This is a genomic window from uncultured Aquimarina sp., from assembly GCF_947495315.1.
Lineage (GTDB): Bacteria > Bacteroidota > Bacteroidia > Flavobacteriales > Flavobacteriaceae > Aquimarina.
In genome coordinates, this window is sequence record NZ_CANLYD010000024.1 from 65,050 (window position 1) to 89,646 (window position 24,597).

20 protein-coding genes are annotated in these 24,597 nt (G+C 32.7%); 16 read left to right on the forward strand and 4 right to left on the reverse strand.

From position 1 onward, the window contains the following. The first annotated feature begins 200 nt into the window (after window positions 1–200). The 3 genes from Q0910_RS27290 to Q0910_RS27300 all read left to right on the forward strand — a co-directional run bounded on the left by Q0910_RS27290 (window position 201) and on the right by Q0910_RS27300 (window position 3,187). Window positions 201–1,112 carry a helix-turn-helix domain-containing protein gene (locus Q0910_RS27290; protein ID WP_299223658.1) on the forward strand — a complete coding sequence of 304 codons (912 nt, stop codon included), beginning with the start codon at window positions 201–203 and terminating at the stop codon, window positions 1,110–1,112. Window positions 1,113–1,357: 245 nt separating this feature from the next. Continuing rightward, window positions 1,358–2,251 carry an NAD(P)H-binding protein gene (locus tag Q0910_RS27295; protein WP_299223660.1) on the forward strand — a complete coding sequence of 298 codons (894 nt, stop codon included), beginning with the start codon at window positions 1,358–1,360 and terminating at the stop codon, window positions 2,249–2,251. Between the two features lie 15 nt (window positions 2,252–2,266). Then, complete coding sequence (locus Q0910_RS27300; RefSeq protein ID WP_299223662.1) at window positions 2,267–3,187, forward strand: helix-turn-helix transcriptional regulator; 921 nt, start codon at window positions 2,267–2,269, stop codon at window positions 3,185–3,187. Between the two features lie 96 nt (window positions 3,188–3,283). Here Q0910_RS27300 and Q0910_RS27305 read toward each other — a convergent pair whose 3' ends face one another. Beyond that, a complete protein-coding gene (locus tag Q0910_RS27305; RefSeq protein ID WP_299223664.1) occupies window positions 3,284–3,688 on the reverse strand; it encodes a helix-turn-helix domain-containing protein in 405 nt (134 codons plus the stop codon). A 119-nt stretch (window positions 3,689–3,807) separates the two neighbouring features. Here Q0910_RS27305 and Q0910_RS27310 point away from each other — a divergent pair, with 119 nt between their 5' ends. The 7 genes from Q0910_RS27310 to Q0910_RS27340 all read left to right on the forward strand — a co-directional run bounded on the left by Q0910_RS27310 (window position 3,808) and on the right by Q0910_RS27340 (window position 10,324). Beyond that, the gene (locus Q0910_RS27310; RefSeq protein ID WP_299223666.1) at window positions 3,808–4,362 is read left to right on the forward strand and encodes a nuclear transport factor 2 family protein; all 555 of its coding nucleotides are present in this window, start codon (window positions 3,808–3,810) and stop codon (window positions 4,360–4,362) included. A 4-nt stretch (window positions 4,363–4,366) separates the two neighbouring features. Then, window positions 4,367–5,242, forward strand: coding sequence for an NAD(P)H-binding protein (locus tag Q0910_RS27315; RefSeq protein WP_299223668.1), 876 nt, complete (start codon window positions 4,367–4,369; stop codon window positions 5,240–5,242). 122 nt (window positions 5,243–5,364) lie between these two features. Continuing rightward, complete coding sequence (gene map, locus Q0910_RS27320) at window positions 5,365–6,129, forward strand: type I methionyl aminopeptidase (RefSeq protein ID WP_299223670.1); 765 nt, start codon at window positions 5,365–5,367, stop codon at window positions 6,127–6,129. 173 nt (window positions 6,130–6,302) lie between these two features. Continuing rightward, window positions 6,303–6,866: a Crp/Fnr family transcriptional regulator gene (locus Q0910_RS27325; RefSeq protein ID WP_299223672.1), complete on the forward strand. Its 564-nt coding sequence runs from the start codon at window positions 6,303–6,305 to the stop codon at window positions 6,864–6,866. Window positions 6,867–7,038: 172 nt separating this feature from the next. Then, window positions 7,039–7,428, forward strand: a complete 390-nt coding sequence (locus tag Q0910_RS27330; protein ID WP_299223696.1) for a RidA family protein — start codon at window positions 7,039–7,041, stop codon at window positions 7,426–7,428. Between the two features lie 389 nt (window positions 7,429–7,817). Next, window positions 7,818–9,047, forward strand: coding sequence for a site-specific integrase (locus Q0910_RS27335; RefSeq protein ID WP_299223674.1), 1,230 nt, complete (start codon window positions 7,818–7,820; stop codon window positions 9,045–9,047). 86 nt (window positions 9,048–9,133) lie between these two features. Next, window positions 9,134–10,324 carry a lanthionine synthetase C family protein gene (locus Q0910_RS27340; RefSeq protein WP_299223676.1) on the forward strand — a complete coding sequence of 397 codons (1,191 nt, stop codon included), beginning with the start codon at window positions 9,134–9,136 and terminating at the stop codon, window positions 10,322–10,324. Between the two features lie 8 nt (window positions 10,325–10,332). Here Q0910_RS27340 and Q0910_RS27345 read toward each other — a convergent pair whose 3' ends face one another. From Q0910_RS27345 to Q0910_RS27355, 3 genes are all read right to left on the reverse strand, one after another. Next, on the reverse strand, window positions 10,333–12,123 hold the full coding sequence (locus Q0910_RS27345) for an erythromycin esterase family protein (protein WP_299223678.1): 1,791 nt from the start codon (window positions 12,121–12,123) through the stop codon (window positions 10,333–10,335). Between the two features lie 134 nt (window positions 12,124–12,257). Then, window positions 12,258–12,422: a class I lanthipeptide gene (locus Q0910_RS27350; RefSeq protein WP_299223680.1), complete on the reverse strand. Its 165-nt coding sequence runs from the start codon at window positions 12,420–12,422 to the stop codon at window positions 12,258–12,260. A 107-nt stretch (window positions 12,423–12,529) separates the two neighbouring features. Beyond that, window positions 12,530–14,233, reverse strand: a complete 1,704-nt coding sequence (locus tag Q0910_RS27355) for an AraC family transcriptional regulator (protein ID WP_299223682.1) — start codon at window positions 14,231–14,233, stop codon at window positions 12,530–12,532. 411 nt (window positions 14,234–14,644) lie between these two features. On the opposite strand from Q0910_RS27355, the gene Q0910_RS27360 reads away from it, so the two are divergent. The 6 genes from Q0910_RS27360 to Q0910_RS27385 all read left to right on the forward strand — a co-directional run. After that, entirely contained in the window at window positions 14,645–15,214 is a 570-nt protein-coding gene (locus Q0910_RS27360; protein WP_299223684.1) for a sigma-70 family RNA polymerase sigma factor, read from the forward strand. 216 nt (window positions 15,215–15,430) lie between these two features. After that, window positions 15,431–18,652: a hypothetical protein gene (locus Q0910_RS27365; RefSeq protein ID WP_299223686.1), complete on the forward strand. Its 3,222-nt coding sequence runs from the start codon at window positions 15,431–15,433 to the stop codon at window positions 18,650–18,652. Continuing rightward, window positions 18,606–22,886 carry a DUF6443 domain-containing protein gene (locus tag Q0910_RS27370; protein ID WP_299223688.1) on the forward strand — a complete coding sequence of 1,427 codons (4,281 nt, stop codon included), beginning with the start codon at window positions 18,606–18,608 and terminating at the stop codon, window positions 22,884–22,886. Before Q0910_RS27365 ends, Q0910_RS27370 begins: the two co-directional genes overlap by 47 nt. Before the next feature lie 3 nt (window positions 22,887–22,889). Continuing rightward, window positions 22,890–23,363, forward strand: coding sequence for a hypothetical protein (locus Q0910_RS27375; protein ID WP_299223690.1), 474 nt, complete (start codon window positions 22,890–22,892; stop codon window positions 23,361–23,363). A 260-nt stretch (window positions 23,364–23,623) separates the two neighbouring features. Then, window positions 23,624–24,097, forward strand: a complete 474-nt coding sequence (locus Q0910_RS27380; protein WP_299223692.1) for a hypothetical protein — start codon at window positions 23,624–23,626, stop codon at window positions 24,095–24,097. A gap of 93 nt (window positions 24,098–24,190) precedes the next feature. Beyond that, a partial coding sequence (locus Q0910_RS27385; protein WP_299223694.1) for a hypothetical protein occupies window positions 24,191–24,597 on the forward strand: 407 nt, incomplete at its 3' end.

The window sequence follows — 24,597 nt, forward strand, 5'->3', positions numbered from 1 at the left end:
GTGATGAAGCTTTGAGATGCAATAAATACTAGTGTTTTCTTAATTTTTGCATAGCATCGCTATGGTGAAATTAAAAAATATAGCGAAGCGGTAGTATTTAAAGCAGTTCAAAGATGTAATAGATTTTCTATTACATAATGCGGGTTTGACGATGACCGATATTTAGTATCTTATCGGTTGTCGTTTTCTAACTACTAGATATGAAAAAAGAAAAAAACATAACTAGAAAATTTGATTCGCTATCGGACTTTCATCGTACATTTGGGCTACCAAAGCCCTCCCACCCTTTGATAAGTTTTATAAATATTGAAGAAATCTCAATCTCAACAGAGGTATCATTTGATTTCTTTATTTTAAACTTTTATAAGATTGCTTATAAAACGACGCTTTGTGGACAAGCAAGATATGGTCAAAACTACTATGACTTTGGTGAGGGTGGACTGATCTTTACTGCTCCAAATCAGCTGTTCGAAAGTCCTAAAAGTTCGGCTTCGGGTTATATCTTTTTTATTCACCCTGATTTTTTATTGACGTATCCATTGGCTAAAAAAATAAAGCAATATGGTTTTTTTTCATACGCTGCCAATGAAGCATTACATCTTTCGGCCGAAGAAAAAGAAATCATCATGTCTATTTTCAAAATCATAGACGATGAATTAAAAAGCAGAATAGATGATTTTAGTCATGATGTGGTTATTTCCCAAATAGAGTTGTTGCTCAACTACAGCAATCGATTTTACAACCGCCAGTTTATCACACATAAAGCTGTTTACAACGACCTGTTGTTAAGGCTAGAAGACCTTTTAAACGATTATTTTAGCAGCTCAAAACCATTAGATTTCGGCTTACCATCTGTTCACTATTTAGCCGATCAAGTCAATGTATCGCCAAGCTATTTAAGTGACATGTTACGCTCACTGACCGGGCAAAATGCTCAGCAGCATATTCATTATAAGTTAATAGAAAAAGCCAAGGAGGAATTATCCACAACCAGTCTATCGGTGGGTGAGATTGCCTATGTTTTGGGTTTTGAGCACCCACAATCCTTCAGTAAGTTTTTTAAAACAAAAACCAAACTTACTCCATTAGAGTTTAGGCAATCGTTTAACTGAAGAAAAATAATTAGAATCCGCAGCGGCGGGCGGCGTGTGTTCAACCGAATGGTTCGTGCAATTTTTCCGCCCTGCCCTTCTTACAAACCATAGCTAAACCTTTGGTCGAAGGGTTGACCCATCCACAGCGCAAATAGCTTGTCCTTTTTCAAAGACCTTCTATTCTGACTACAACAACAATCGTTTTGGCTACATCTGTTGCTCAATGAAACAGCAACTTTGTATAAACAAAAAAACAGAAAAAAATGAAATTTGTATTAACAGGCTCATTGGGCAACATCAGCAAACCTCTTGTAGAAGAATTAATTGAAAAAGGACATACGGTTACGTTAATAAGTAGTAACCCAGAAAGAGTAAAAGCAATTGAAGAGATTAGAGCGATTCCTGCTATTGGCACTATGGAAGATGTAGATTTTTTAACAGAATCATTCACAGGTGCAGATGCTGTGTATTGTATGATTCCACCGGGAGACTACTTCGACCAAGATTTCGATCAAATAGAATTTTACAAACAAGTTGGTAATAACTATGCTGAAGCTATTTTAAAATCAAATGTAAAAAAGGTTATATATTTAAGTAGTATAGGCGGTAATATGAATAAAGATAATGGCCAACTTATTGCACATACCAATGTAGAAAATATCTTTAAGTCCTTACCAGAAGAAATTAAAATTACGACGCTAAGGCCTACATCTTTCTACTATAATTTATTTGGATTTATTCCTGCAATAAAATCTCAAGGAATTATAGCTTCTAACTATGGTGAAGATGATAAGTGTCCTTGGGTATCACCTTCTGATATTGCCGAAGTTGTTGCTGAGGAATTAGAAGGTTCATTCTCAGAAAGAAAAGTGCGCTACATAGTAAGTGAAGAGTTAACTTGTAATGAAATAGCAAAAACGTTGGGTGAGGCAATTGGAAAACCAGACTTAAAATGGATTTTGATTTCTGATGGGGATATGTTAAATGGAGCTTTATCAATTGGACTTAACCCTAAAATAGCAGAAGGATTAACAGAAATGCACAAAAGTATTCATAATGGCAAACTATTAGAAGATTATTACAGTAATAAGCCAAAATTCGAGAAAGTAAAACTAAAAGATTTTGCCAAAGAGTTTGCAAAGGTATATAACCAATAATTGGTACATTTAGATATGGCAAATAAAAAACCCTATAGAATTAAAACAATTAGTGAGTTTCATAAATTCAGAGGTCTACCAGCTCCTGAGCATCCTTTGATCAGTGTGATAGATTACGCTACGATAAAGCATTCGGATGAAAGCAATTCAATGAATTGGGTACTTGATTTTTATGCTATTTCTTTAAAAAAATCTTCCCATACCAATTTTAGATATGGATATCAGCAGTGCGATTTTGATGAAGGCTCACTGTTTTTTATGGCACCAAACCAGGTATTTCGCGTGGAGGTTGACAAAAACCATACGCCGGTGAACTCAGGATGGATATTACTTATCCATCCTGATTTTATTTGGGGCACAGCTTTGGCAAAAACAATCAAGCAATACGATTTTTTTGATTACGCCATAAACGAGGCACTGTTTCTTTCGCCTAAGGAAAAATCTATAATAAATGGTATTATTCAAAACATTCAGCAAGAGTATCAAGCAAATATTGATAAATTCAGCAAACAAATTATAAGCACGCATATTGAAAATTTGCTCAGCTATTCTGAACGGTTTTACAATCGTCAATTTATAACAAGGGAGAAGGCCAATCATCAAATTTTAGAACGCTTGGAGAAACTATTGATAGATTACTTTAACAGTGATGATTTGGTAATAAAAGGCTTACCATCTGTTCAAGATGTTTCAGAAAAATTGAATGTTTCACAAAGTTACTTAGGGAGTCTACTTAGAGTCCTAACTGGTCAAAACACTCAGCAACATATTCACGAAAAACTGATTGAAAAAGCCAAAGAAAAATTATCTACAACAAACCTTACAATAAGCGAAATTGCTTATGAATTAGGCTTTGAACACTCACAATCATTCAGCAAACTTTTCAAATCCAAAACACAGTTCTCTCCTTTGGAATTCAGGCAATCATTTAACTGAAAACAAACTTGCCAACGAAAGGCCTTGTTGCCAATATTGTGTTTAATAAGACAATCTAAACTATTACTACTATACAAACTGCTATAGCTAAACGACTCATTTTTTCCCTTTAGTTTTTTTGTAAATAGTACGAAGTTTATCCTCCCAATCCACTGACCAATTATAAAAACTAGACAATGGCTCCACAAGACTCTTTCCAAATTCCGTTAAGGTATACTCTACACGTGGTGGTACCTCGGGATATACTTTTCGCGAAATCATTCCGTATTTCAGTAGTGTTTTTAGTGTCTGCGATAGCATCTTAGGAGAAATGCCAATAACCTGTTTTTGTAGATCACTATTTCGTTTTGTTCCTTGCATCAAAGTAGTTAAGATCAATAAAGTCCATTTATCCGCTATCAAAGCAAAGGATACCTGTATAATACAGTTCTCATCAAAAACGGTTCTAGAGTTCAAAGATTCTAAGTATGAAATTTTTTTAATTTTTTTTTCAGCCTCCATTACTATTGTTTATTTATTTACTACCTAAAAGTAAGTTATGCACTATTCAGTGCCCTCTTGCGTGATACAAGTATAGCTCATAAATTTGTAAAATAATTAGAAATTTAAAAAATAATAAGATGAAAACAAAAACATTCAATCAAATACTAGCAATCTTAATTGCTGTATTTCTGACAAATATGTATTCGGGTCAAGCCCAAAAAAAGCAAACCGAAACAAATAGTGAGGCTATTTCAATAAATGAAAGAAAACAAGAAAAAATAGTTCAAGATCTATTGAAAGCCTTCAATCTAGGTACCGAAAACGTACTCGAGCTTTTTGATGAAGAAGCCATTATCGAATATCCATATGCCTATTCGTTAGGTACGCCTTCTTCTTTGAATAAAACACAGTATGGCAATTATTTAAAAGGTGCTCTGGCAAATATGCCGGATATAGCATTCTCACAAGTGAAAAGTTATATGGCAGAAAACCATATTGTATGGGCAGAATTTCATGGGGAGGTGATTATTCCATCGACAAATCAATTATATAAACAAGACTATGTCGCCCGGATCACGCTAAAAAAGGGAAAAATCATCCACTATAAAGAGTACTGGAACCCTATGGCAGTATCCGCTATGGGAGACCATAAAGAAGTTAATAAAATGTTTAATGATAAATCAAAACAATAAAATTATGAAAATAGTAATCGGGGCAGCCGCAGGTAATATAGGCAGCCGTATCGCCAAAAGAGTAGCAGCAGCAAATCATTCTGTTGTATTGTTAGGAAACAAGCTAGACTCTTTACAAAATTTGAATATCCCAAATTCATCTTCATGCGAAGTGGATATGAGTGACGTAGAACAGGTAGTTGCGCATACAAAAGGGGCAGATGCTTTTTTCTGGCTTGTGCCACCAGCACTTGGGGTATCAAGTTTGAAAGAATGGTATGATGACATTATCGCTGCTGGGGTAGCTACCATTAAAGAAAATAATATCCCTCGTGTGGTTGCTATCTCTTCCTTAGGAGCTGGAGCTTCCAATAACCTAGGCACTGTAACTTATGTAGGGAATTTAGAAAAAGCTTTCAAAGAAGTAGCATCGAATGTGGTTTTCTTAAGACCTGGATATTTTATGGAAAACTTCTTGTTACAAAAGAATGACATCCTTAAAAATGGTTATTTTTCATTTCCGTATGCCACGGATCATGACATTCCTTTTGTTAGTGCTGACGATATCGGAGATGTAGCAGCAGAATACCTTATGGACTCTAGTTGGGCAGGGCAATGGACCAGAAACATTATGGGACCAAGCAATATTACTCTTAAGGAAGCGGCAGATATCTTCTCTGCTGAGTTACAGCAAGAGATTGTGTATAAGCAAGTGACTTATGACGATATAAAAAATCAATTTGCTCAATTTGGTGCGAATGATACTGTCCAAAAAGAATTGGTTGACCTCTATATGGCTTTAGGAGATCCTAACGGTGCCTATGCGACACCTCGAACATTCGAAGCGCACACACCAACAACTCTTGAATATGTAATCCAAAATAAGTTTATTTCAAAATAAAAAATGATCATAAAAGTAGATTTAAAAAAGTTATAATGAACCAAAAGAAAGTTCTACTAATTTTCCTTTGGTTCATTTTCTTTTGCTAAATTGTTTCTAGCTAATTATAAAAACATACACAAATGTCAATTACCAAAGAGTCCGAACTAATCGGAATGAAAAAAATTAGTGAGGTTGTTGGAACTACGCTAAAGCTGATGAGAGAATACGCCAAAATTGGGATGTCAACCAAAGAATTAGATGAATATGGAGGCAATATTTTAAAAAGTTATGGCGCTAAATCTGCACCTTACCAAACTTATGGATTCCCTGGTTATTCTTGTATAAGCGTAAATGAAGAAGCGGCTCACGGAATACCATCAGAGAAAAAAATATTAAAGGAAGGCGATTTAATTAATATTGATGTATCAGCAGAACTAAATGGTTTTTGGTCCGATAATGGAGGTTCTTTTATACTCGGAAAAGACATCAACAATCACCAACCTCTTGTTGATGCGTCAAAACAAATTTTATACAAAGCTATTCATAGAATTAAGGGAGGAGTTAAGATTTCGGAAATTGGTTATTTGATAGAAACTGAAGCTAAAAAATCAGGATTTAAAGTAATTAAAAATTTAGCAGGTCATGGAGTTGGTAGAAGTTTACACGAAGAGCCCGAAAATATTCTTAATTACAGAGTAAGAACTAATCAAAAAAGATTTAAAAAAAATACAACTGTCGCCATTGAAACTTTTATTTCAACAAATTCGACTATAGCTATTGAATTAAATGACGGGTGGACTTTGGTCGGAAACAAAGGCGGATATATAACACAACATGAACATACCATTCTTGTAACAGATAGTACCCCTTTAATTCTCACAGAATCTAATGGGATTTGGAATTAAAAAAAGGATTACACCATAAAAAGCCAGTACATAGTAAAGAACTGGGTTAATTCTTGAATGTTAATTTCACAAACTCTCCGTATTATGAGGCAGAGTATATACATTAATATGGTAATTTTATAATGTATATACATCAATTAAAACACAACATCCCAAATTCGAGTTTCTATTTAATGAAGGAAAAGTTAAAAGAACATATTGAAAAATTAATCCCTCTTACTGATGATGAGTTCTTGTTTGTTTTATCACATTTCTCATTTGAAAAGTATAAAAAAAATGATTTCCTTATTCAACAAGGAGAATCTGTAAAGCATTGCTATTTTGTGGTTTCTGGACTTCTTAAATTAGTGTATGATGACAAAGATGGGAAACAGCATATCGTCTCATTTGCAATGGAAGACTGGTGGGAAAGTGATTTTTCGGCTTACTTTACACAAACTAAAGCAAAAATGTCATTACAGTGTATAGAAAACACTTCTGTATTTTCCCTAAGCCTTAAAAATTACGAAAAGCTATCAACAGAATTGCCCAAAATAGAGCGTTTCTTTCTCAAAAAATCCAACGCTGGACATATTGCTTCACAAAATAGAATAATATCTTTTCTAACATCGAATGCAAAAGAAAGGTATGAACAACTTCTTAAACAGTATCCATTACTATTTCAACGAGTTCCCAAAACGCTCATAGCTTCTTACTTAGGTGTATCACGCGAGACTCTTAGTCGACTTTCTTTCTAGTCTTTTTTACCTTTTTTATAATCGTGATGTATGTCACACGACAATGGCACTCTTATTTTCATATTTGTAATGGAATAATAGTGCAACAATTATGAGAAACAAAACAAAAATTTTAGCTGTACTATTAGTAACCGCTATGTCAACATTAGTACAAAATAAAAAAGAAGAACAAATGGAAAGACGAGTAATAAACCCTTGGAAATGGCAAGATGAAAGAAGTTATGTACAAGCCGTAGAAGTAAGAAAACCTGAAGGAACGCTCTATGTTTCAGGACAAACAGCAATAGATGCTGATGGAAATTCAAGCACAGCGGATATGAAAACACAATTAGTTCAGACTCTTCAAAATTTAGAACAAGTGATTAACGAAGCTGGCTACGATTGTAAAAACATTGTACGGTTAAATGTCTATACTATTTCGACTGCCGAGCTTTGGTCTCATTTTGATATATTCCAAGATTGGATAAAAAAACATGAAATGAAACAAACTAGTACTGTACTTGAAGTAAAAAGCCTGTTTGAAACCTTAAAAGTGGAATTAGAGGCTACCGTGGTGAAGTAGTACTTCCGGATAAAAAAACGAGGATTTTAGAGGATACCTTAATAATCTTTTATTCAATAAATTTTGTGGTTAAAAGATATCATTCTAAATGTCCCTCTTAAAAAAAGCAAAATATTGTGCCTCAAACAAAAAAGCCTAGATTTTCATCTAGGCTTTTATCGTACTCAAGGCGGGAATCGAACCCGCACGTCTTGCGACATTGGATTTTGAATCCAAGTTTTTGCATGCTCAAAAAAACCGAAAAACACCATAATACCCCATCAATACTAATAAAATCAATACTCACCAAATATTTATAAAATCGTAAAAAACCAAGAAAAACCATAAAATGTTGAAACTATGTTGAAACCAGATTGATTATATTTGTATTCTAAAAGCAAAATATCGGTATGGCAACTACCAAATTAATGTTATATAAAGGCAAGAAAAAAGAGGATGGAACTTACCTCCTATCTCTTAGAATTACTCACAATAGAAAAGCTAGTTATCTATTCTTTGATTGGTTGGCAGAAAAACATTGGGATGGCAATCAAATGCGTGTAAAAAAATCACATCCTAATTCACAACGCTTAAATCATCGTATTATAAAGAAACTGGCAGAGGCTAATGATCTTATCCTAGAATTTGAAACCAAACAAAAATCATTCACTGCTGCAGATATTGTTAATGGACTTAAAGATGGAAGAAAGGACAGCTCATTTTTTAAACTAGCGGAACAATACATCACTGAACTTAAAGCACAAGGAAAATTCAATAGAGCAAACCCCGATGGGAGTAGAATAAAACTATTTAGAGAGTTTCTTAAAGGTTCAGACATCCAATTTCATGAAATCGATACTGCGCTTTTAAAACGTTTTAAAACCTACATACTGACCAAAACTAATCAAAGAGGCGCAACTTCTGCGGAGCGATCAGTTATGAATGCGTATGTAGTAATACGAACCTTATTCAACCGAGCAATTACTGAAGACAGAGCTGATCAAAAAGATTATCCTTTTGGAAAAAACAAAATCCAGATCAAGTTTCCCGAAACTGTAAAAGTAGGATTAGATGAAAAGGAGATTTCTGATATTGAATCATTAGAATTAGAACACTACTCCCCTATTTGGCATACCCGAAATGTATTTCTATTCTCTTTTTACCTAGCAGGTATTAGAATTTCCGATGTACTTAATGTTAGATGGTCAGATATCCAGGATGATCGAATTATATATCGAATGAACAAGAACAATAAAGTAGATTCTTTAAAATTATCGGATAAAGTAAAGTCAATAATCAATTATTATCGTCACGATAAAAAAAGCAAACACGATTACATTTTTCCTGAACTAAAAAAAGCAAACCAAAAAGACCCTAAAGACATCAATGCCAAGGTTAAAACCGCTGTTAAAAAGTTTAATAAATATCTAAAAGAAATTGCAAGACAAGCAGAAATTGATAAAAAAGTAACTACTCATATTGCACGGCATTCATTTGGTAATATTGCTGGTGATAAAATATCCCCACAGATGTTACAAAAACTATATAGACATTCTCACTTAACAACTACCATTGGTTATCAAGGTAATTTTATTCATAAGGATACTGATGAAGCTTTGGATAGTGTTATTAATTTTTAAAAATGCTAATCACAACCAGAGATTTTATTCTTTAGACTTGTTATTTGGTACAATAACACCTTTAAAAACGTAACTTATTCTTTTAAATGGACCTGAAAAAAAGCCTAGAAAATAAACTTGAAGAAATAGCTAACTTCTTATTAAATCATAAAGATTATAATATAGAGATTGGTGCATTAACCGGAATTTCTGGAAATGCCCTGTTCCATTTTTATTATGCCAATTATAAAGATGATGACAGACATCGAGAAAAAGGAGCTGAGATTATATCAAAAGTTTTTAGCAGAATTGAACAAGGATATACTTATCCTACTTTTTGCGATGGGATCGCTGGTGCATGTTGGGTTTTGGAATTATTAAAAGAAGAAAAATTCATTGAGCTAGAAGAAGATATTATTACAGAAGATTTAGATGAATATCTGTTTAACAAAATGAAAGGTTTTATAACTAATAATAATTTTGATTTTCTTCATGACGCGATCGGTATAGGATATTATTTTCTTAAAAGATATGAAAACATTCAAATTTCATCACTTCGGAATAGATATGAAAAATATCTCTTAGAATTATTGAATGCCATATCTCAAAATGCCATTAAAGAGAGAAATATTGTTAAATGGAAATCAGAAATAAGATCTGGAGATTTTAAAGCAGAAGGATATAATCTTGGGTTAGCGCACGGAATACCAAGTACCATGTTTTTTTTATCAAAATTAACACAACATCTGATATTTTTTGAACAGTGCTTTAAATTATTAGAACCAGCTTGTAAATACATTCTAAGTTGCCAGTATACTGATAAAAGCTTAACATCCTCTTTTCCAAATTGGATAGTAGAGAATCAACCAACTTATTATAAATCCAGATTAGCCTGGTGCTATGGGGATTTGTGTATGGGAATTGCCTTATTACAAACGGCTAAAATGATACGAAACGAAACTTTCTATCAAAAAGCTATTGATTTACTTCTAAAAACAACTAAAAGAAAAGACTCTGTAGAAGTAGGAATAAAAGATCTAGGGTTATGCCACGGAACATTTAGTATAATAAACATGTATAAACAGATTTATCAAATAAGTAATAACAATAATTTTAAAGATAGTATGGATTTTTGGCTAAAATCTTCTTTAGACTCTCTATCACCTTCTTTGGAAAAAATTAACTTTGGTGAAGAGAAAATGGATTTGTTGAATGGTTTATCTGGAATAGGATTAACAATTCTTTCTTATCTAAATAATGATCTCACTAACTGGAAAGAAGCTTTGCTTATTAAATAAAGCCTTTATTATTTGCCTTTTTCTATTCGGTTTTGTATTTCTATTTCTCCATTAGGTGTTAAAACAGCACTAGAGGTCTCTTTAATAAAAATCATACCATCGAAATATTTATCTGGAATAATTTCCGAAATTGGAGAATATTTGCGTTCAAAAGTCCAAATAGAGCCAGCAGAGTGCATATCTAAATTTTTATTCAAAAAAGAATTTATGGCACCATTTTTTGGCTTTTGCTTAAAGTCTAGGAAAAACCTATCCTTTCGCGATTGCAAGAAATACCAATCTAGATTCTCTTCATCTCTTGGATATATTCTAAAAGAACCTACTTTACCATATTTATACTTACTATCTTTTTCTATATAACTTCTAGCCTGAAAACTTCCCTGATATGTAGAAAAACCAATGGCGTAATATTTTGAATCTCCTAGATATTGCTTTAAAATACTTCCTAATGGTTTTTGACTACCATTAGTATAAGATTTTGGATCTTTATTAATATGACCATTATGCGCCCATATCATCATCTTGGCTTCTTGACCCTTTTTGTTCAGTTCTTCCAGAATAGTTTGCGCCATAAATTCATCTCGAATATTATAATCTACCTTATCTCTTAGTTTAAGATCACCAGCCTCAACACCTTGAATAACCTTTTTTAGATCTGAAATAACATTAAGGTATTCTTGTTTTGAACTTTTATTAACTAATCTTATCTCATTAACAATAATATATGATAAGGTTCTGTATAATTGTTGTCTTTGGACAGATAAATCATTTTTACTTTTAACAGTCCTAATACTGTGAAATAAAGAGTCTACATTAATATCTAACAAAGGGTTATCTTTAGAATCGCCTATAAAATCACTTATATTTCTATATGCTATATCTAATCCATTGGTTTGTGTGTCAATACCAATGAATTTCACTTTTTTGGATTCCGGTACCGTTTTGTTGTAATCGTGCATCCATTCAATTAAATCAACAATAGACTCAACATTCCAGATCCAAAATCCTTGAGCAGATAAAGCATCTCTGCTATTGCCTTTCCCATATAAAACATAATCATTTATGGGTTTACAACCTATATAACTAGCCTCAAGACCAAAAAGAGTAAAACCCATTTCTTTGACCAAAAATTCAAACATTCGATGTTTCATTTGAAAAATCTCTTTGGCACCATGACTGGTTTCGCCCATACCAACAACTTTCACATTCCGCAGAACAGGCTTCAGTTGAGAAAGATCTTCAAACCCTGTTTCAGCTTTTACACCTTTAAGGGTAATCGATTTATCACTGATCCAATTAATAACACTATCTTTTTGTGCTTTTCTGAGTTTTAAAAGTGTTTTATACTCTTTAGGAGAGAAAGTATTGAATTTCTCAACAATATAACTACCGTTGATACTATTAATAAAATTTTCCCGAGCAGAATCCTTTAACCATTTTGAAATATAAGGCGATACCTTAAAAGTATACATACCACTCTTTTTAACAGGAAATTCAACGATCTCGAGACCATCTTCCCTATAATTATCTAAAAAAACTTGAATAGTATCTTTACTTGACGATAAAGCTAAAACCTGAAGGTTAACATCTTTTTGTTGCAAATGTAGTTGTAGAAAATCACCCTTTTTAAGAGATAGATTATAAGAATGTTTTTCATCACCAATTAAAGTTTTTTCACCACCCTTTTGAAATGATAAATGAGAGTTTTGACTAAAATTTTTATAAGGAAATGCTAATACTAGTAAGCAAATAATCTTAAATCGAATTATTACACAACAAACTTTTTTTGATTTTCTCAAGGACATAGGATAAGAAATAGTTGCTCTCAATAATTGAGAACAACTAAAATTATTTAATAGATATACTTTGAAAGGTTTTAAAATATTTTATTCGTTTTTATTGAAAATAATTATTCAACCTATTTAAATTATTGTTAGCACCCACCTTCACTTTGATTACAATTAGGATTATTTTTATCTTTCGTTTGGTCCCCACAATTTGCAAGTGCAGACCCCCCTCTAAAATACATCAAATCATTTTTATTAAGCTTTGAAATCGTAATCTTTTCTAATTGTAACTTTTTTGATTTTGTTTTCATAATATAATTTGTTTTATACAAATGTACTTTAACACTTAATAACATCATATAAAAGTTAGTCTTGATTCCGGAATTAAGACTTCTTTTCAAAATTAAAAGTTTGTTTTTCAATTATTTAATTGTTTTATAAAATATGATGGATATATTCCCGTTCTTTTATGAAATGATTTTGAGAATACTTCAGCAGAATTAAATCCTGACTCATACGCCAAAGCTTTAATAGTATACTTTCTAAGTTTCTTGTCTAATTTTAATCGTTCTACTATTTCGTCAATTCTCAAATCGTTAATATAAGACGTAAAGTTTTTGTTTCTATAAAGTTTTATAATTTGACTAAGATATTTGGAGTTAGTATTTATTTTTTTTGCCATTTTTCCTGTAGTTAAATTAATTTCTAAAAAACCTTTATTTTCTTCAAATTTATTCAACTCCTCCAGAATCATATTTACTACATCTTTTGAAATATCAGTTGTTCTCTTATCTATAATAATTTCTTTCTTTTCATTTTCCTTCTCATTTTTTTCTTTGATCAGTTCTTTAAACCGTCTTTTATATATTCTACTCCTTTGATGACTCCTTAAAAAAACGAAAAAGACAATAATGATAATAACAATGGAACCAATTATGATATAAGAAGATGTATCATTTCTCTTTTTAAGCCGATTAATTAAGTTTTCTTTCTCCGAAATTAAATTTGGAGTATCAAATTCTTTGATAAGTTTATCACTTGTTGATCTATATCTACTGGTTAATATACTGTCGTTATACAATAATTTATTGATAAAATGAAGCTGATTATCTACATCTCTAATAGACTTATAATACTCTATCATTTCAAGATATGCCGGTCTTGATTCAGAAATTAAATCATTGGATAATTGAACAATAGAATCTATTTTTTTAAAATATCCAAGAGCAGTTTCCCGTTGATTCAACAAATTATGTGATTTACCTAAATAAAAATATCCATCTATCAAATTATGATAACCATAGCTTATTTTATATTTACTTCTCAGAAACTGTTTCACCCCGTTTTCTAATGACAAGATAGCTAAATCATAATCTTTGTTATAATACTGAAATATCCCTTCATTTAAAGTATAAACTCCTTTAATATCAGTGTTTTGAGACATTTTTATTCCGAAATTATGAAAGTAGTATGCAGAATCAATCTCTTTATTTAATCGATACGTCGATACTAATTCTTGAAGTGTCATCAAATAACGTAATGAGTCGTTTACTTTTTTACCAATTTGCTCTTTTTCATATTTCAAGCATTTTTTGTAAATAGCTTTTGCTTCATCATATTTCCCTAGCTTTCTTTTTAAGGCGGCAATTTTAGAACGAAAAATAGATATATAATACCAAGCATTCATTTTTTCGGAATTTTTTAAACCTTCAAGGTAATATTGTAATGCTCTATTGTAATCACCTCTTAATTGTGTTATTCCGCCTTTACTATTATACATAGCACCAGTTTGAAGTACATGCTTAGTGTTTTTTACTTTTGCAATAGCACTATCTATATATATAATTTGTTTCTCATATTCATTTGAAAACATAAATGAGATCCAAAAATAACCTCTTGCCATTTCAGAAATACTATCAAGATCTTTTGCTTTTCGTAAATAAGCTTCTGCAATTATCCTGTTCTTATGTAGATCTTTTTCTGAAAATTGTTTTTCATAAAGTTCTTCAAAATCTAATTGAATCAAAGAATCAATAGTTTTAGATTCTGGATTTTGAGCCAACAAAATATTTTTGAGAAAAAAAATAAGAATGATACAAAAAAAGAGCTTTTGTATTTTCATCAGAATATCTTTTAATTATAAAAATTGAAACAAAGATTCATTTAATATTTTACCAGTCTTAATTCTAGAAAATCGTGCTCTTAATTCCAGAATCACGATATACTCCTCTTGCACTAACGTAATTATCAATCATATATTTGTCTCAAAACTAAAACGTAGTCGAAAATTTAATCAGTAACAAAACTACTATAAAAATCAATAGTCACTTTATAGAATTCCGTAATGATTTCAAAAAAGTCAACTCTTAAAAGAAAGTAAAAGATCTAATTCATCCAATGATCTAGAGATCTAAATATTCCATAAAACAATTTACTGCAAGTACAAATTTGCAAGATTTAAAAACGGTGTTTACGGATACTGAAAGGATATTTTCATGTCAAATTTTAAAAGGGAAATTATATAAAAACAAAAATGAACACAACAAAAAACAAACAAATCATGGAAGGAATTATTTCCGGAGACAGGATCGTCCTAAAATCATTTTATAAAAAAAACCTACCTCCTGTAAGAAAGCTGATTCTACAATATAAAGGGACTACAGAAGATGTAGAAGACATATTTCAGGAAGCATTAATATTACTATATAATAAATTACATTCAGGAGATCTAGAACTTCATCAACCAATATACTTATACTTTATCGGAATTTGCAAAAATTTATGGAGAAATCAGTTACGTAAACAACGAATATTAGAGCATCAAGAGTTTCAAATTGATAAAATAATAGATCCATCGCTTACGGTGATGGATAGAATTAACCAAAGACATCAACAAGCAGTTTATGACAAGCATTTTACTAGATTGAATAACAATAGTAAAAATGTGCTAAGGTTGTTTTTTGAAGGAAAAAGCATACAAGATATTGCCAGTAATATTGGATGTACAGAAGGGTATACCAGGAAAAAGAAATTCTTGATCAAAGAACATTTGTTTAGAATGATACAAAGTGATCCAATATATCATGAGCTAGTTTTTAGTTAAGCAATATGTGATTCTGTAAGGACTAAGCAAAGTCGAAAAAATCAAATCCTATAAGATTTAAAAAAAATAAAAAAACAGAGGTAACAATTACCCTTACTTATGTAGCTAAATTAATACAAACTAATTTCTGGGAATGTTATGGGCATAAATCCAATTACATTACCTACGAATTGAGGGAAAAAACGAACTATTAAACATTCAATTAAGACGAAGTATATGAAAAAACTATCATTTTTAATCGCATCCATCTTATTCTGGGGATATGGATATGCACAGAAATTACCCGAAATAGTCCCTTCTAATCCTGAAGCTGCGGCACTAGGTAAATATGGTGACATCCCTGTAAGCACATACACTGGAGTTCCAAGCATTAGTATTCCTTTAACAACACTACAAGGTACCTCACTGTCAATACCCATAAGTTTAAACTATCACGCCTCTGGTATCCGAGTTAACGAAATAGCCTCTAGGGTCGGTCTAGGATGGAGTATGAGTTCATTAGGCAGCATCACTAGAAGTTACAGAGGACTACCTGATGACTCTGGTGGAGGTTTTATAAATACACATTATACTGTAGCGAATTTATTAGCTGGTACCAATCTGCAAACAATAAACAGACTTGCTGAAGTTTATAGTGGTTATGACTTTGAATCTGATATTTATAATTATAATATTTTAGGCGAGCAAGGAAAATTCTTTTTTACCCAGCAAGGCGATGTGGTAACCTTTCCAAAATCAGACATCGAAATTATCCCAATTATGGATGCATCTCGAAAAATCATCGGATGGGAAATAGTAGCAATCGATGGTACAAGATATTATCTGGGTACTTCAAAAAATGGGACTAGATCCGCAAATGATACTTCAACAGTATATGGCACCAATGGTGTGACCATACCACAGGCTTCTACTCCACTTCAGAACTACATTACTACCTGGCATATTATGGATATTGAAGCCTATGATGGCAACATCACCTCTTTTGAATATGATTATGCTGCTATTTCTTTCTGGAATTTAACAAGTCAGAGTCGAGAAATAGCAGCACTTTCAGGCACTTCTGGAAACATTGAACGTATCAGTTACGCCAACAATCAAGACAAGGTACACAGAGTGGTTAATATCACTAATGATAATGGTAGGCTACACTTCAATTATGATTTAGCTAGAGAAGATCTTAAAGCGGATTTTGCCCTAACAGGGGTAGCACTTCTTGATAAGTTCAACAATACCGTAGAGGAGTATCAGATGGAATATGACTATTTTAATTCAACACAACTTCATAATGATAATCTTGGTGATTTAGACCAAAGAAGAAAACGACTATACCTAAAAAACGTCAAACAAATTTTTAGTAATCAACCGATTAAAGTCCATACATTAACCTATAACACACAGCATATACTACCAGATCGTTTTTCCTTTGCACAAGATTTTTGGGGGTATTATAATGGGCGAAATAACATACGTTTATACCCTGAGATTAAATGGAATGTTAATGGGGTACTAAGCACTATCCTTGGTGGTGATCGCAAAGTATATGAACCTTTTGCAAAAGCTTGTGTCTTGACCAAAATAGAATATCCAACCGGTGGGTCTACCGAATTCAACTTTGAATCAAATCGTATTAGCAATCAAGGTTTTTTTGGGTTAACTAATATGGTGCAGACTACCTTAGGAGGTATAAGTAGTATCAATTCTAATGCTACTGAGTTTGTTGAAGATATTACTATCAACGATCCAAGTCCATATGTGGGAGGTATTAATTGGAGCGTTTCGATGGAAACTTGCGCGAATCCAGATGGTTTGGATTGTCCTTATGCGGAACTTTATATTCTGGAAAATAACCAAGAACGCCTACTTTCCAGAAGTAATGGCCAGAACCTAACCCGAGGTATTGTTTATGACCCAGCAAATTCGTTACTATTAAGAATAAAATTGTACAACTATACTGGCACAATTAGCGATAGAAAAGAAATTAGGGCATTTATAACTGGACTGCAATTGGATGCTGACGATCAAAATGCAATTGCAGCGGGTGGATTACGAGTCAATCAGATAAGTAACTATGATTCTGATGGCACAAAAATACTTCAGAAAAATTATGAATATACGTATTTTAATGATTCTACCACCTCCAGTGGTGCTTCGCTGAATCCACCAACATTCTTATACAAAAATATACCCTTCTGCAACCAGGGTGTTGTAGCAGGGTTTTCAGATATTTTGAAGTCAAATAGTATTTTTCCACTTACTAATGGTAGCTCCTATACTGCTGGCTATACCCAGGTAACGGAACTTTTAGACAATGGCAACCAGGGTAAAAATGAATTTACCTATCTATTCACCTATGATGGAGATGGATTTCAGAGTAATGTCTATCAGCATGGGGCACCAGCTGATATAATACTAAATACGCCCTTGCAAGACTTTTCTCACAGAAGAGGGCTACTGCTTGATAAAAAAACGTATGCTAAAAACAAGGATGGTAGCTTCGATCTTTTAGAACAAACAGAGAACAGCTACACCAAGTTCGGTCAATTGATATCAGAAAATAACGTGGTGATTGACTATTCGTATGAGGGTACTTGTTATGGGGGGTTTAACATATATCAAAATCTAAGTGAACGGTATCATCTTGAGCGCCAAACCTTAACTAGCTATTTTGATACAGGTAACCTAACTACCATAAAGAGTTATATGTATGACTCTGGGTATTCAGGTCGTTCTTTTTCAATAGGGAACACAACTACCAATAGTAATAATCAAATTATTGAAATAACAAACTTTTTCCCAGATGATATTGCTTCTGTAAGTTCTCTAGAAGGTGGAAACTTGCCATCTGACGCTTTTAACGCCATCAGTAGGATGAACAAAAATGGTATTAAAAAAAGAATTGGACAACCTATCCAAACCGAAACGATTCATAATGGAGCTAAGACCACACAACGTACGAATTTTAAAATCTGGAACAATCAAATCATAGCACCTGAGTTTGTACAAACCGCCAAAGGAAACGAAAATTTAGAAAGTAGAATCCAATACCACGCCTATGATGACAATGGTAATCCTCTAGAAGTATCTAAAACAGATGGTTCGCATATCAGCTACATCTGGGGATATGACAAACAATATCCAGTAGCTAAGGTAGAGAATGCTACTAGATTACAAATTGAAGCATTATCTGGATTTGGATCTGATTTCCATACAGTAGAAGGAGGGCTATCTAGCACTCAGGAAAACACTTTGCGAACTGGTTTGCCTAATGCTATGATTTCTACCTATGAATATGAACCTTTAGTAGGAGTTACAAAAATGACAGATCCGCGAGGCTATACTATATATTATAATTACGATGATTTTAATCGATTAAAATTCGTAAAAGATCAAGATGGAAATATTCTATCAGAGAACGAGTACCATTATAAGAATAACTAATACAGGAACGATGATAAAGATGAGAACACTATTTTTAGTAATTACTGTATTAGTAAGTACAGTAGTAAGCGCACAGACACAGAGCGAGAATTATGTAAAAACGACGGTTTATCAGACCGAAGTTCAGGATGGACAACAAAGCCAAGTACTGGAGAGTGATAAGATTGAATCTGTCAATTATTTTGATGGATTAGGTAGGGTTAAACAATCAATTGCTGTAAGGGCAGGTGGACAAAAACAAAGCACTAATATTTTTGATTGGACTGATGATTGGACCGTTGGAAATGGATCAACTCCCTTGTTTAATAGTACAGGTAGAACAGTAGATAATAAGCGTGAATTTGGAACCAATCCATTTAGCGAGCAATCCTTACTATGGCGTTGCGGAAATAATGAAAATATACAAACCAACGCAGGGTGGAATTCGGATCATTTCACGATAGACAAATCCATAGGATATATGTATACTGTATGGATCAAACGTACAGGAACTGTATCAGGAACAGCATACCACGGGATTTGGGATGTGAATTTTGTAAATGGAACTAGCAATGGAAATCCATATTTCTTACATGAAAAATTGCCTAATGCAAGTACTTGGTATTTATTAGTTGGGATGATATATCCACATAATTATACAGGAGGAAATCCTTCTATTAGCGGAATCTATGATGTGAACGGTACAAAAGTAGTTAATGGAACAGATTTTAAATGGAAAAATACTACTACTTCTACTCGATTAAGAGATTTTTATTATGATGGAAATGCTACTAATTCTTATGCATATTATTGGAATCCGAAGATTAGTAGGGTTGATAATAACTTACAACCAATTGCTCAGTTGATTGAGCAATCCAAACCCAAAGATATCATCACCCATTATGAATATGATGCTCTTAGCAGACAGTCTAAACAATATCTTCCCTATGCTTCTGAAGGGACACAAAACGGAGCGATATATACTGATCCTTTGACAGAGTTAAATAATTTTTATAACACCACAAAGTATCAAAATACCACTAATCCATATTCAGAAACCATTTTTGAGGCTTCTCCATTAAGCAGACCTTTAAAACAAGCAGCACCTGGATTAGAATGGATTGCAAAATCTACCGGAGATGATCATACCATAAAATTGGATAGGAAGGCCAATAGTGCCGCAGATGATGTGGTGTATTTTAAAGTAAACTTTACAGGAGGAAATACCGAAGCTCCTGCTTTGGTCAAAGTAGGTGATTATCCAGATAATGAACTCTTTGTAAACATCACCAAAGATGAAAACTGGAAAAGTAGTGATGGTGATAATCACACTACAAGAGAATATACAGATAAATCAGGAAGAGTTGTTTTAAAAAGAACCTATAACGGAAGTGCCCACGACACCTATTATGTATATGATGATTTTGGAAATCTTACTTATGTAATCCCTCCAAAGGTTACAGTCACTAACGGAGTATCCACTACAGAACTCAATGAACTGGGATATCAATATAAATATGATAGCAGAAACCGATTAGTAGAAAAGAAAATACCAGGCAAAGGATGGGAGTATATCGTATATAACAAATTGGACCAGCCAGTGATGACACAGGATGCCAATCAGCGGCCAAAACGAGAATGGCTCTTTACCAAATATGATGTATTTGGAAGAGTAGCATTTACAGGATTACATATACATCCAAGCGTCATCAACAGAACTATTATGCAAGGTTTTGCAGATACCAGATCTACCAATTGGGTGAATAGAACTACATCTTCTATTGTAATTGCAGGTACTTCAATATATTACAGCAATGATGCAATACCTACCGGGATAAACCAGATTTATACCATCAACTACTACGACAATTATACCTTTGATCAAGATGGAATGAACAAACCTGCTAGTGTATATGGTGTGTCAACCAGTAATAATGTAAAAAGTTTACCAACGGGATCTAAAATACGAGTATTAGGAACTAATAATTGGATAACGACTGTAATTGGATATGATGATAGCGGGCGAACTATCTGGTCAGGTACCAGAAATCATTACTTGAGTACTATTGATAAAACAGAGACCAAATTAGATTTTGTGGGCAAACCTATAGAGGCTAGGACTTCTCATGTAAAAAATGGCAGTACACCTCTGATAACAACAGACACTTTTACCTACGATCATATGGGGAGATTAGTAACCCAAAAACAACAAATCAATAACTTTGCAGAAGAGTTGATTGCGCATAATGTATATGATGATCTAGGACAGTTAGAAAGTAAAAAAGTAGGGAATGCAGAACAAGCACCCTTACAAACCGTAGATTATAAGTATAATGTAAGAGGATGGTTAACCGATATTAATGATGTAAATACCATTGGAGATGATTTGTTTACGTTTAAGATCAACTACAATACTGTAGAAGGTAGTTATAATGTACCATCTTTATATAATGGTAATATTGCACAAACTATATGGAAGACAACTAATGATAATACAAAACGTTCCTATGCGCATGAATATGATGCTTTAAATAGGATAAAGGGTAGTTATTTAAGATTTAACGAATCTCTTACCGAGGCTTTTCGTAGATCTTATGATCTAAGAGATATAGAATATGATAAAAATGGCAATATAACCACGCTTATAAGGTATGATCAGGCTGGTACTGATAATGTAATGGATAATTTAACCTATGAGTATGATAATGGCAATAAACTAAACAAAGTAACTGATAGTGGTAATAAGAACGAAGGTTTTATTGAGGGAAGTAATACAGATAATGATTATCTTTATGATGACAACGGAAATATGATTTTTGATAAAAATAAAGATATAAGCTCGATTACATATAATCACTTAAACTTACCAGAAAGGATTGAGTTTGTTTCTAGTATACCGAGCCAACAGAAACGTATCGATTATGTATATGATGCGACTGGATTGAAACTGAGAAAAGTAGTAACAAACTATCCATCTAGTAATACTACTGAGTATGCAGGAAATCATATCTATGAAAGTAATTATTCCATTGGATTACCTCCTGGACCTAATAATTCTGACGAAAAAGTATTAAAATTCATGAACCACCCGGAAGGATATATAGAACCTAATGGGACTGGTGAATTTGATTACGTATACCAATATAAAGATCATTTAGGGAATATTCGATTGTCTTACTCAGACAAGGATAGGGATGGTAAAATCGATATCCTGAGAAATAACGCAGATGTAGATGGTGATGGTGATCTGGCACACGAAATCCTACAAGAGAAGAACTATTATCCCTTTGGACTACAACATAAAGGATACAATGATCTTATCATATCAGAGCACAAGTATGGTTTTGGTGGTAAAGAAGAGCAAAATGAACTTGGGTTAAAATGGATTGATATTACTGCACGTAATTATGATCCAGCGATTGGACGATGGATGAATCTCGATCCACTTGCAGAAGATATGCGTAGACACTCACCATATAATTATGCTTTTAACAATCCTATATACTTTATCGATCCAGATGGAATGGCTCCAACTGATCATTATTTAGATGAAAATGGTAAGTACTTAGGTGAGGATGGTGCAGTTACAAATAATGTTAGGGTTATATATGGTGATGATTTTAGAGATATTAAATCTAATAATAATGGTTCTACCCTTTCTATGGAAGCAACATCACAATTACAAAAATCGAGTAATGTGGTAACCATAAATGAAAATAAGATACAGAATGATATTGATAATGTCAATAATCAAACTGTAGTCGACCAATCTGTGGAAAGACAAACATCTATAGTACTTAAAATAGACTCTAAAAGTGCAGGTAATCCAACGGCAGAGGTTACTAGCGTTAGGGGGGCTGATGGAGTTACATCGGTAAATAGTGGTAATGCTACGATCTCATATGATGTACAAAGAGATGGGAGAAAAACAGTTGGTGGTAGTCAAAATATCCTTTTAGGAGTAGTTCATTCTCATAATGATGTTTCATCTACTACTACTACTGGAACAACAACAACGACAAGAACCAATATTCCAGGAACTTCTCCAACAGATGTCAATACATCCTCTAAATTGGGTATACCAATTTATTCTATAGATTCTTTTACTGGGAAAATTTCTAGTTCAGTTCCAGCACCATTTTCAGGAGGAACAGGACCTCTAATGCATCGTACTTATAATGGAAAACAAACCAATAATATTAGCAGAACATTTAATCAGAGTGTAGGACAAGATGCTTTAAAAAAATATTTATAAAATATGAGAAATATAATTCTATTATTCTTGGTGTCTTTATTAATAGGATGCAAGTCAACTGAGGTAGCAAAACCTTCTAATTTAGATAACACTATTGTTTATGTACTACCTGTGGAAGTTGAAAATATTTTAAAAAATCATTTTTCAGAACTAGAGAACACTAATAATGTTGTATTAGATTTACAAAGGCATAATGACTATTTTGTTGCTTTTGTTAGTTCTTCTGATGTTTTTTGGAAGATAGCGACAAACCGAAAAGTTGTAATTGACACAAAGTTTTATCCATTAATATTTGATTTAGACTTTTCCTTTGCAACTACTGAAAGATCAGGTGATGTTCTTAAGCGATTAAAATCAAACAACAAAGAAAATTCTATTCTCAGAAAACAGATTGCACAGCTATACCGTAATATTTTTAAAGTAAAATTTACAAAAGAAGGGGAAGTATTATATAAAGGTTTTGATGATAATTGGTAACCCCTGCTCCGTAAAGTCTCCTGACTTAGCGGAATAATCAAAGAAGGATTATAAAAGATAAGAACCAGTTAAATTGATTTGTAGCTGGTTCAATAGAACAGTTATATCAATAGTTAACCAAACCTTTCTTATTTAAGCAAAACATCCTACCAAATTTGCAAATAGGTTAGTGTTTTCAATTCAATAAATGAAATAATTATATCTCCTTTTGATTAATAGCAAAAGAGAGGGTGCTAGTTTATGACCTAATAATACCAAAAATGAAACAAGAACAACAACTATTATATAAAGTCATGCGTAATTTTGAAGGAATGCAAAAGATTGAAGTATTTGATCTTTTACATAGAATGGAAGTTTTGCTATACTATGCAAAAAGCCCCTTACAATCAGATCATCTTAAAAGAATAATCAATTCTGATATGGATCAGGAGAGCGCTGTAGATCCTTTTGGATTTACAATCTTACCTAACGGTAACTTTTGCGAGTTTGAGGGATCTAATGATTGGATTCATATTTATAAAGAGGTAAAACGAGGTTTTAGCAGATGCAACCCTTTCACCACCTATTATTTTAAAACAAAATATGCGCCATTAGAACTTTTAAGACTAACAAAAAGCAACCTGCTAGAAAATGTACAAAATACCTCTCACGAGATTGAGATAAGTGCTTTTTTAATAGCACATAACATTTCAAAGAAGGATTCGCAAGGAAATTTACTGCTATTGGGATTATAATATAGAGCAGTATGGAAACTAACAACTTAAAAAAAACAGCACTATGAACATATAAATACATAAAAGGGAAAATAACCAAAACACATATCGTCTATGGAACCTATGGATATATTTTATCAGATCCTGCACGAAGATCTGAATCCATTGATCAGCCAAACAACTAAAAAATTTTATTCACTAAACTCTAAAAACCTAAAATCAAATTATACATTAACCGAAGAACAAAACAATAGTGAGGAAACAGAGAGATACACATTTTATGAAAACCTGCTATCTGATACTTTAAAAAAAGTAAAGAGGGATATCCATAATAAAGTGTTTCGATGTATTGATGATCCCAGTAGTATTAATTCGATCATACAAAATCATCAAATTTTGCTTCTTAACTACTGCAAGGTCATTGAGCAAACCTATCTTCCGGAGGATAAAAACGAGAAATATCAGATTTCAGAAGATAAATCAATAACTGACATTTTCAAACTGATATATCAGACGCTCGA

Excerpts from the sequence above, each read along its gene's own strand:
- Q0910_RS27310 (WP_299223666.1), top strand. The coding sequence starts at position 3,808 with ATGAAAACAAAAACATTCAATCAAATACTAGCAATCTTAATTGCTGTA.
- Q0910_RS27340 (WP_299223676.1), top strand. The coding sequence starts at position 9,134 with ATGGACCTGAAAAAAAGCCTAGAAAATAAACTTGAAGAAATAGCTAAC.
- Q0910_RS27375 (WP_299223690.1), top strand. The coding sequence starts at position 22,890 with ATGAGAAATATAATTCTATTATTCTTGGTGTCTTTATTAATAGGATGC.
- Q0910_RS27300 (WP_299223662.1), top strand. The coding sequence starts at position 2,267 with ATGGCAAATAAAAAACCCTATAGAATTAAAACAATTAGTGAGTTTCAT.
- Q0910_RS27350 (WP_299223680.1), bottom strand. The coding sequence starts at position 12,422 with ATGAAAACAAAATCAAAAAAGTTACAATTAGAAAAGATTACGATTTCA.
- Q0910_RS27295 (WP_299223660.1), top strand. The coding sequence starts at position 1,358 with ATGAAATTTGTATTAACAGGCTCATTGGGCAACATCAGCAAACCTCTT.
- Q0910_RS27380 (WP_299223692.1), top strand. The coding sequence starts at position 23,624 with ATGAAACAAGAACAACAACTATTATATAAAGTCATGCGTAATTTTGAA.
- Q0910_RS27290 (WP_299223658.1), top strand. The coding sequence starts at position 201 with ATGAAAAAAGAAAAAAACATAACTAGAAAATTTGATTCGCTATCGGAC.
- Q0910_RS27365 (WP_299223686.1), top strand. The coding sequence starts at position 15,431 with ATGAAAAAACTATCATTTTTAATCGCATCCATCTTATTCTGGGGATAT.
- Q0910_RS27355 (WP_299223682.1), bottom strand. The coding sequence starts at position 14,233 with ATGAAAATACAAAAGCTCTTTTTTTGTATCATTCTTATTTTTTTTCTC.
- Q0910_RS27360 (WP_299223684.1), top strand. The coding sequence starts at position 14,645 with ATGAACACAACAAAAAACAAACAAATCATGGAAGGAATTATTTCCGGA.
- Q0910_RS27335 (WP_299223674.1), top strand. The coding sequence starts at position 7,818 with ATGGCAACTACCAAATTAATGTTATATAAAGGCAAGAAAAAAGAGGAT.
- Q0910_RS27330 (WP_299223696.1), top strand. The coding sequence starts at position 7,039 with ATGGAAAGACGAGTAATAAACCCTTGGAAATGGCAAGATGAAAGAAGT.
- Q0910_RS27305 (WP_299223664.1), bottom strand. The coding sequence starts at position 3,688 with ATGGAGGCTGAAAAAAAAATTAAAAAAATTTCATACTTAGAATCTTTG.
- Q0910_RS27315 (WP_299223668.1), top strand. The coding sequence starts at position 4,367 with ATGAAAATAGTAATCGGGGCAGCCGCAGGTAATATAGGCAGCCGTATC.
- map (WP_299223670.1), top strand. The coding sequence starts at position 5,365 with ATGTCAATTACCAAAGAGTCCGAACTAATCGGAATGAAAAAAATTAGT.
- Q0910_RS27325 (WP_299223672.1), top strand. The coding sequence starts at position 6,303 with ATGAAGGAAAAGTTAAAAGAACATATTGAAAAATTAATCCCTCTTACT.
- Q0910_RS27370 (WP_299223688.1), top strand. The coding sequence starts at position 18,606 with ATGGAAATATTCTATCAGAGAACGAGTACCATTATAAGAATAACTAAT.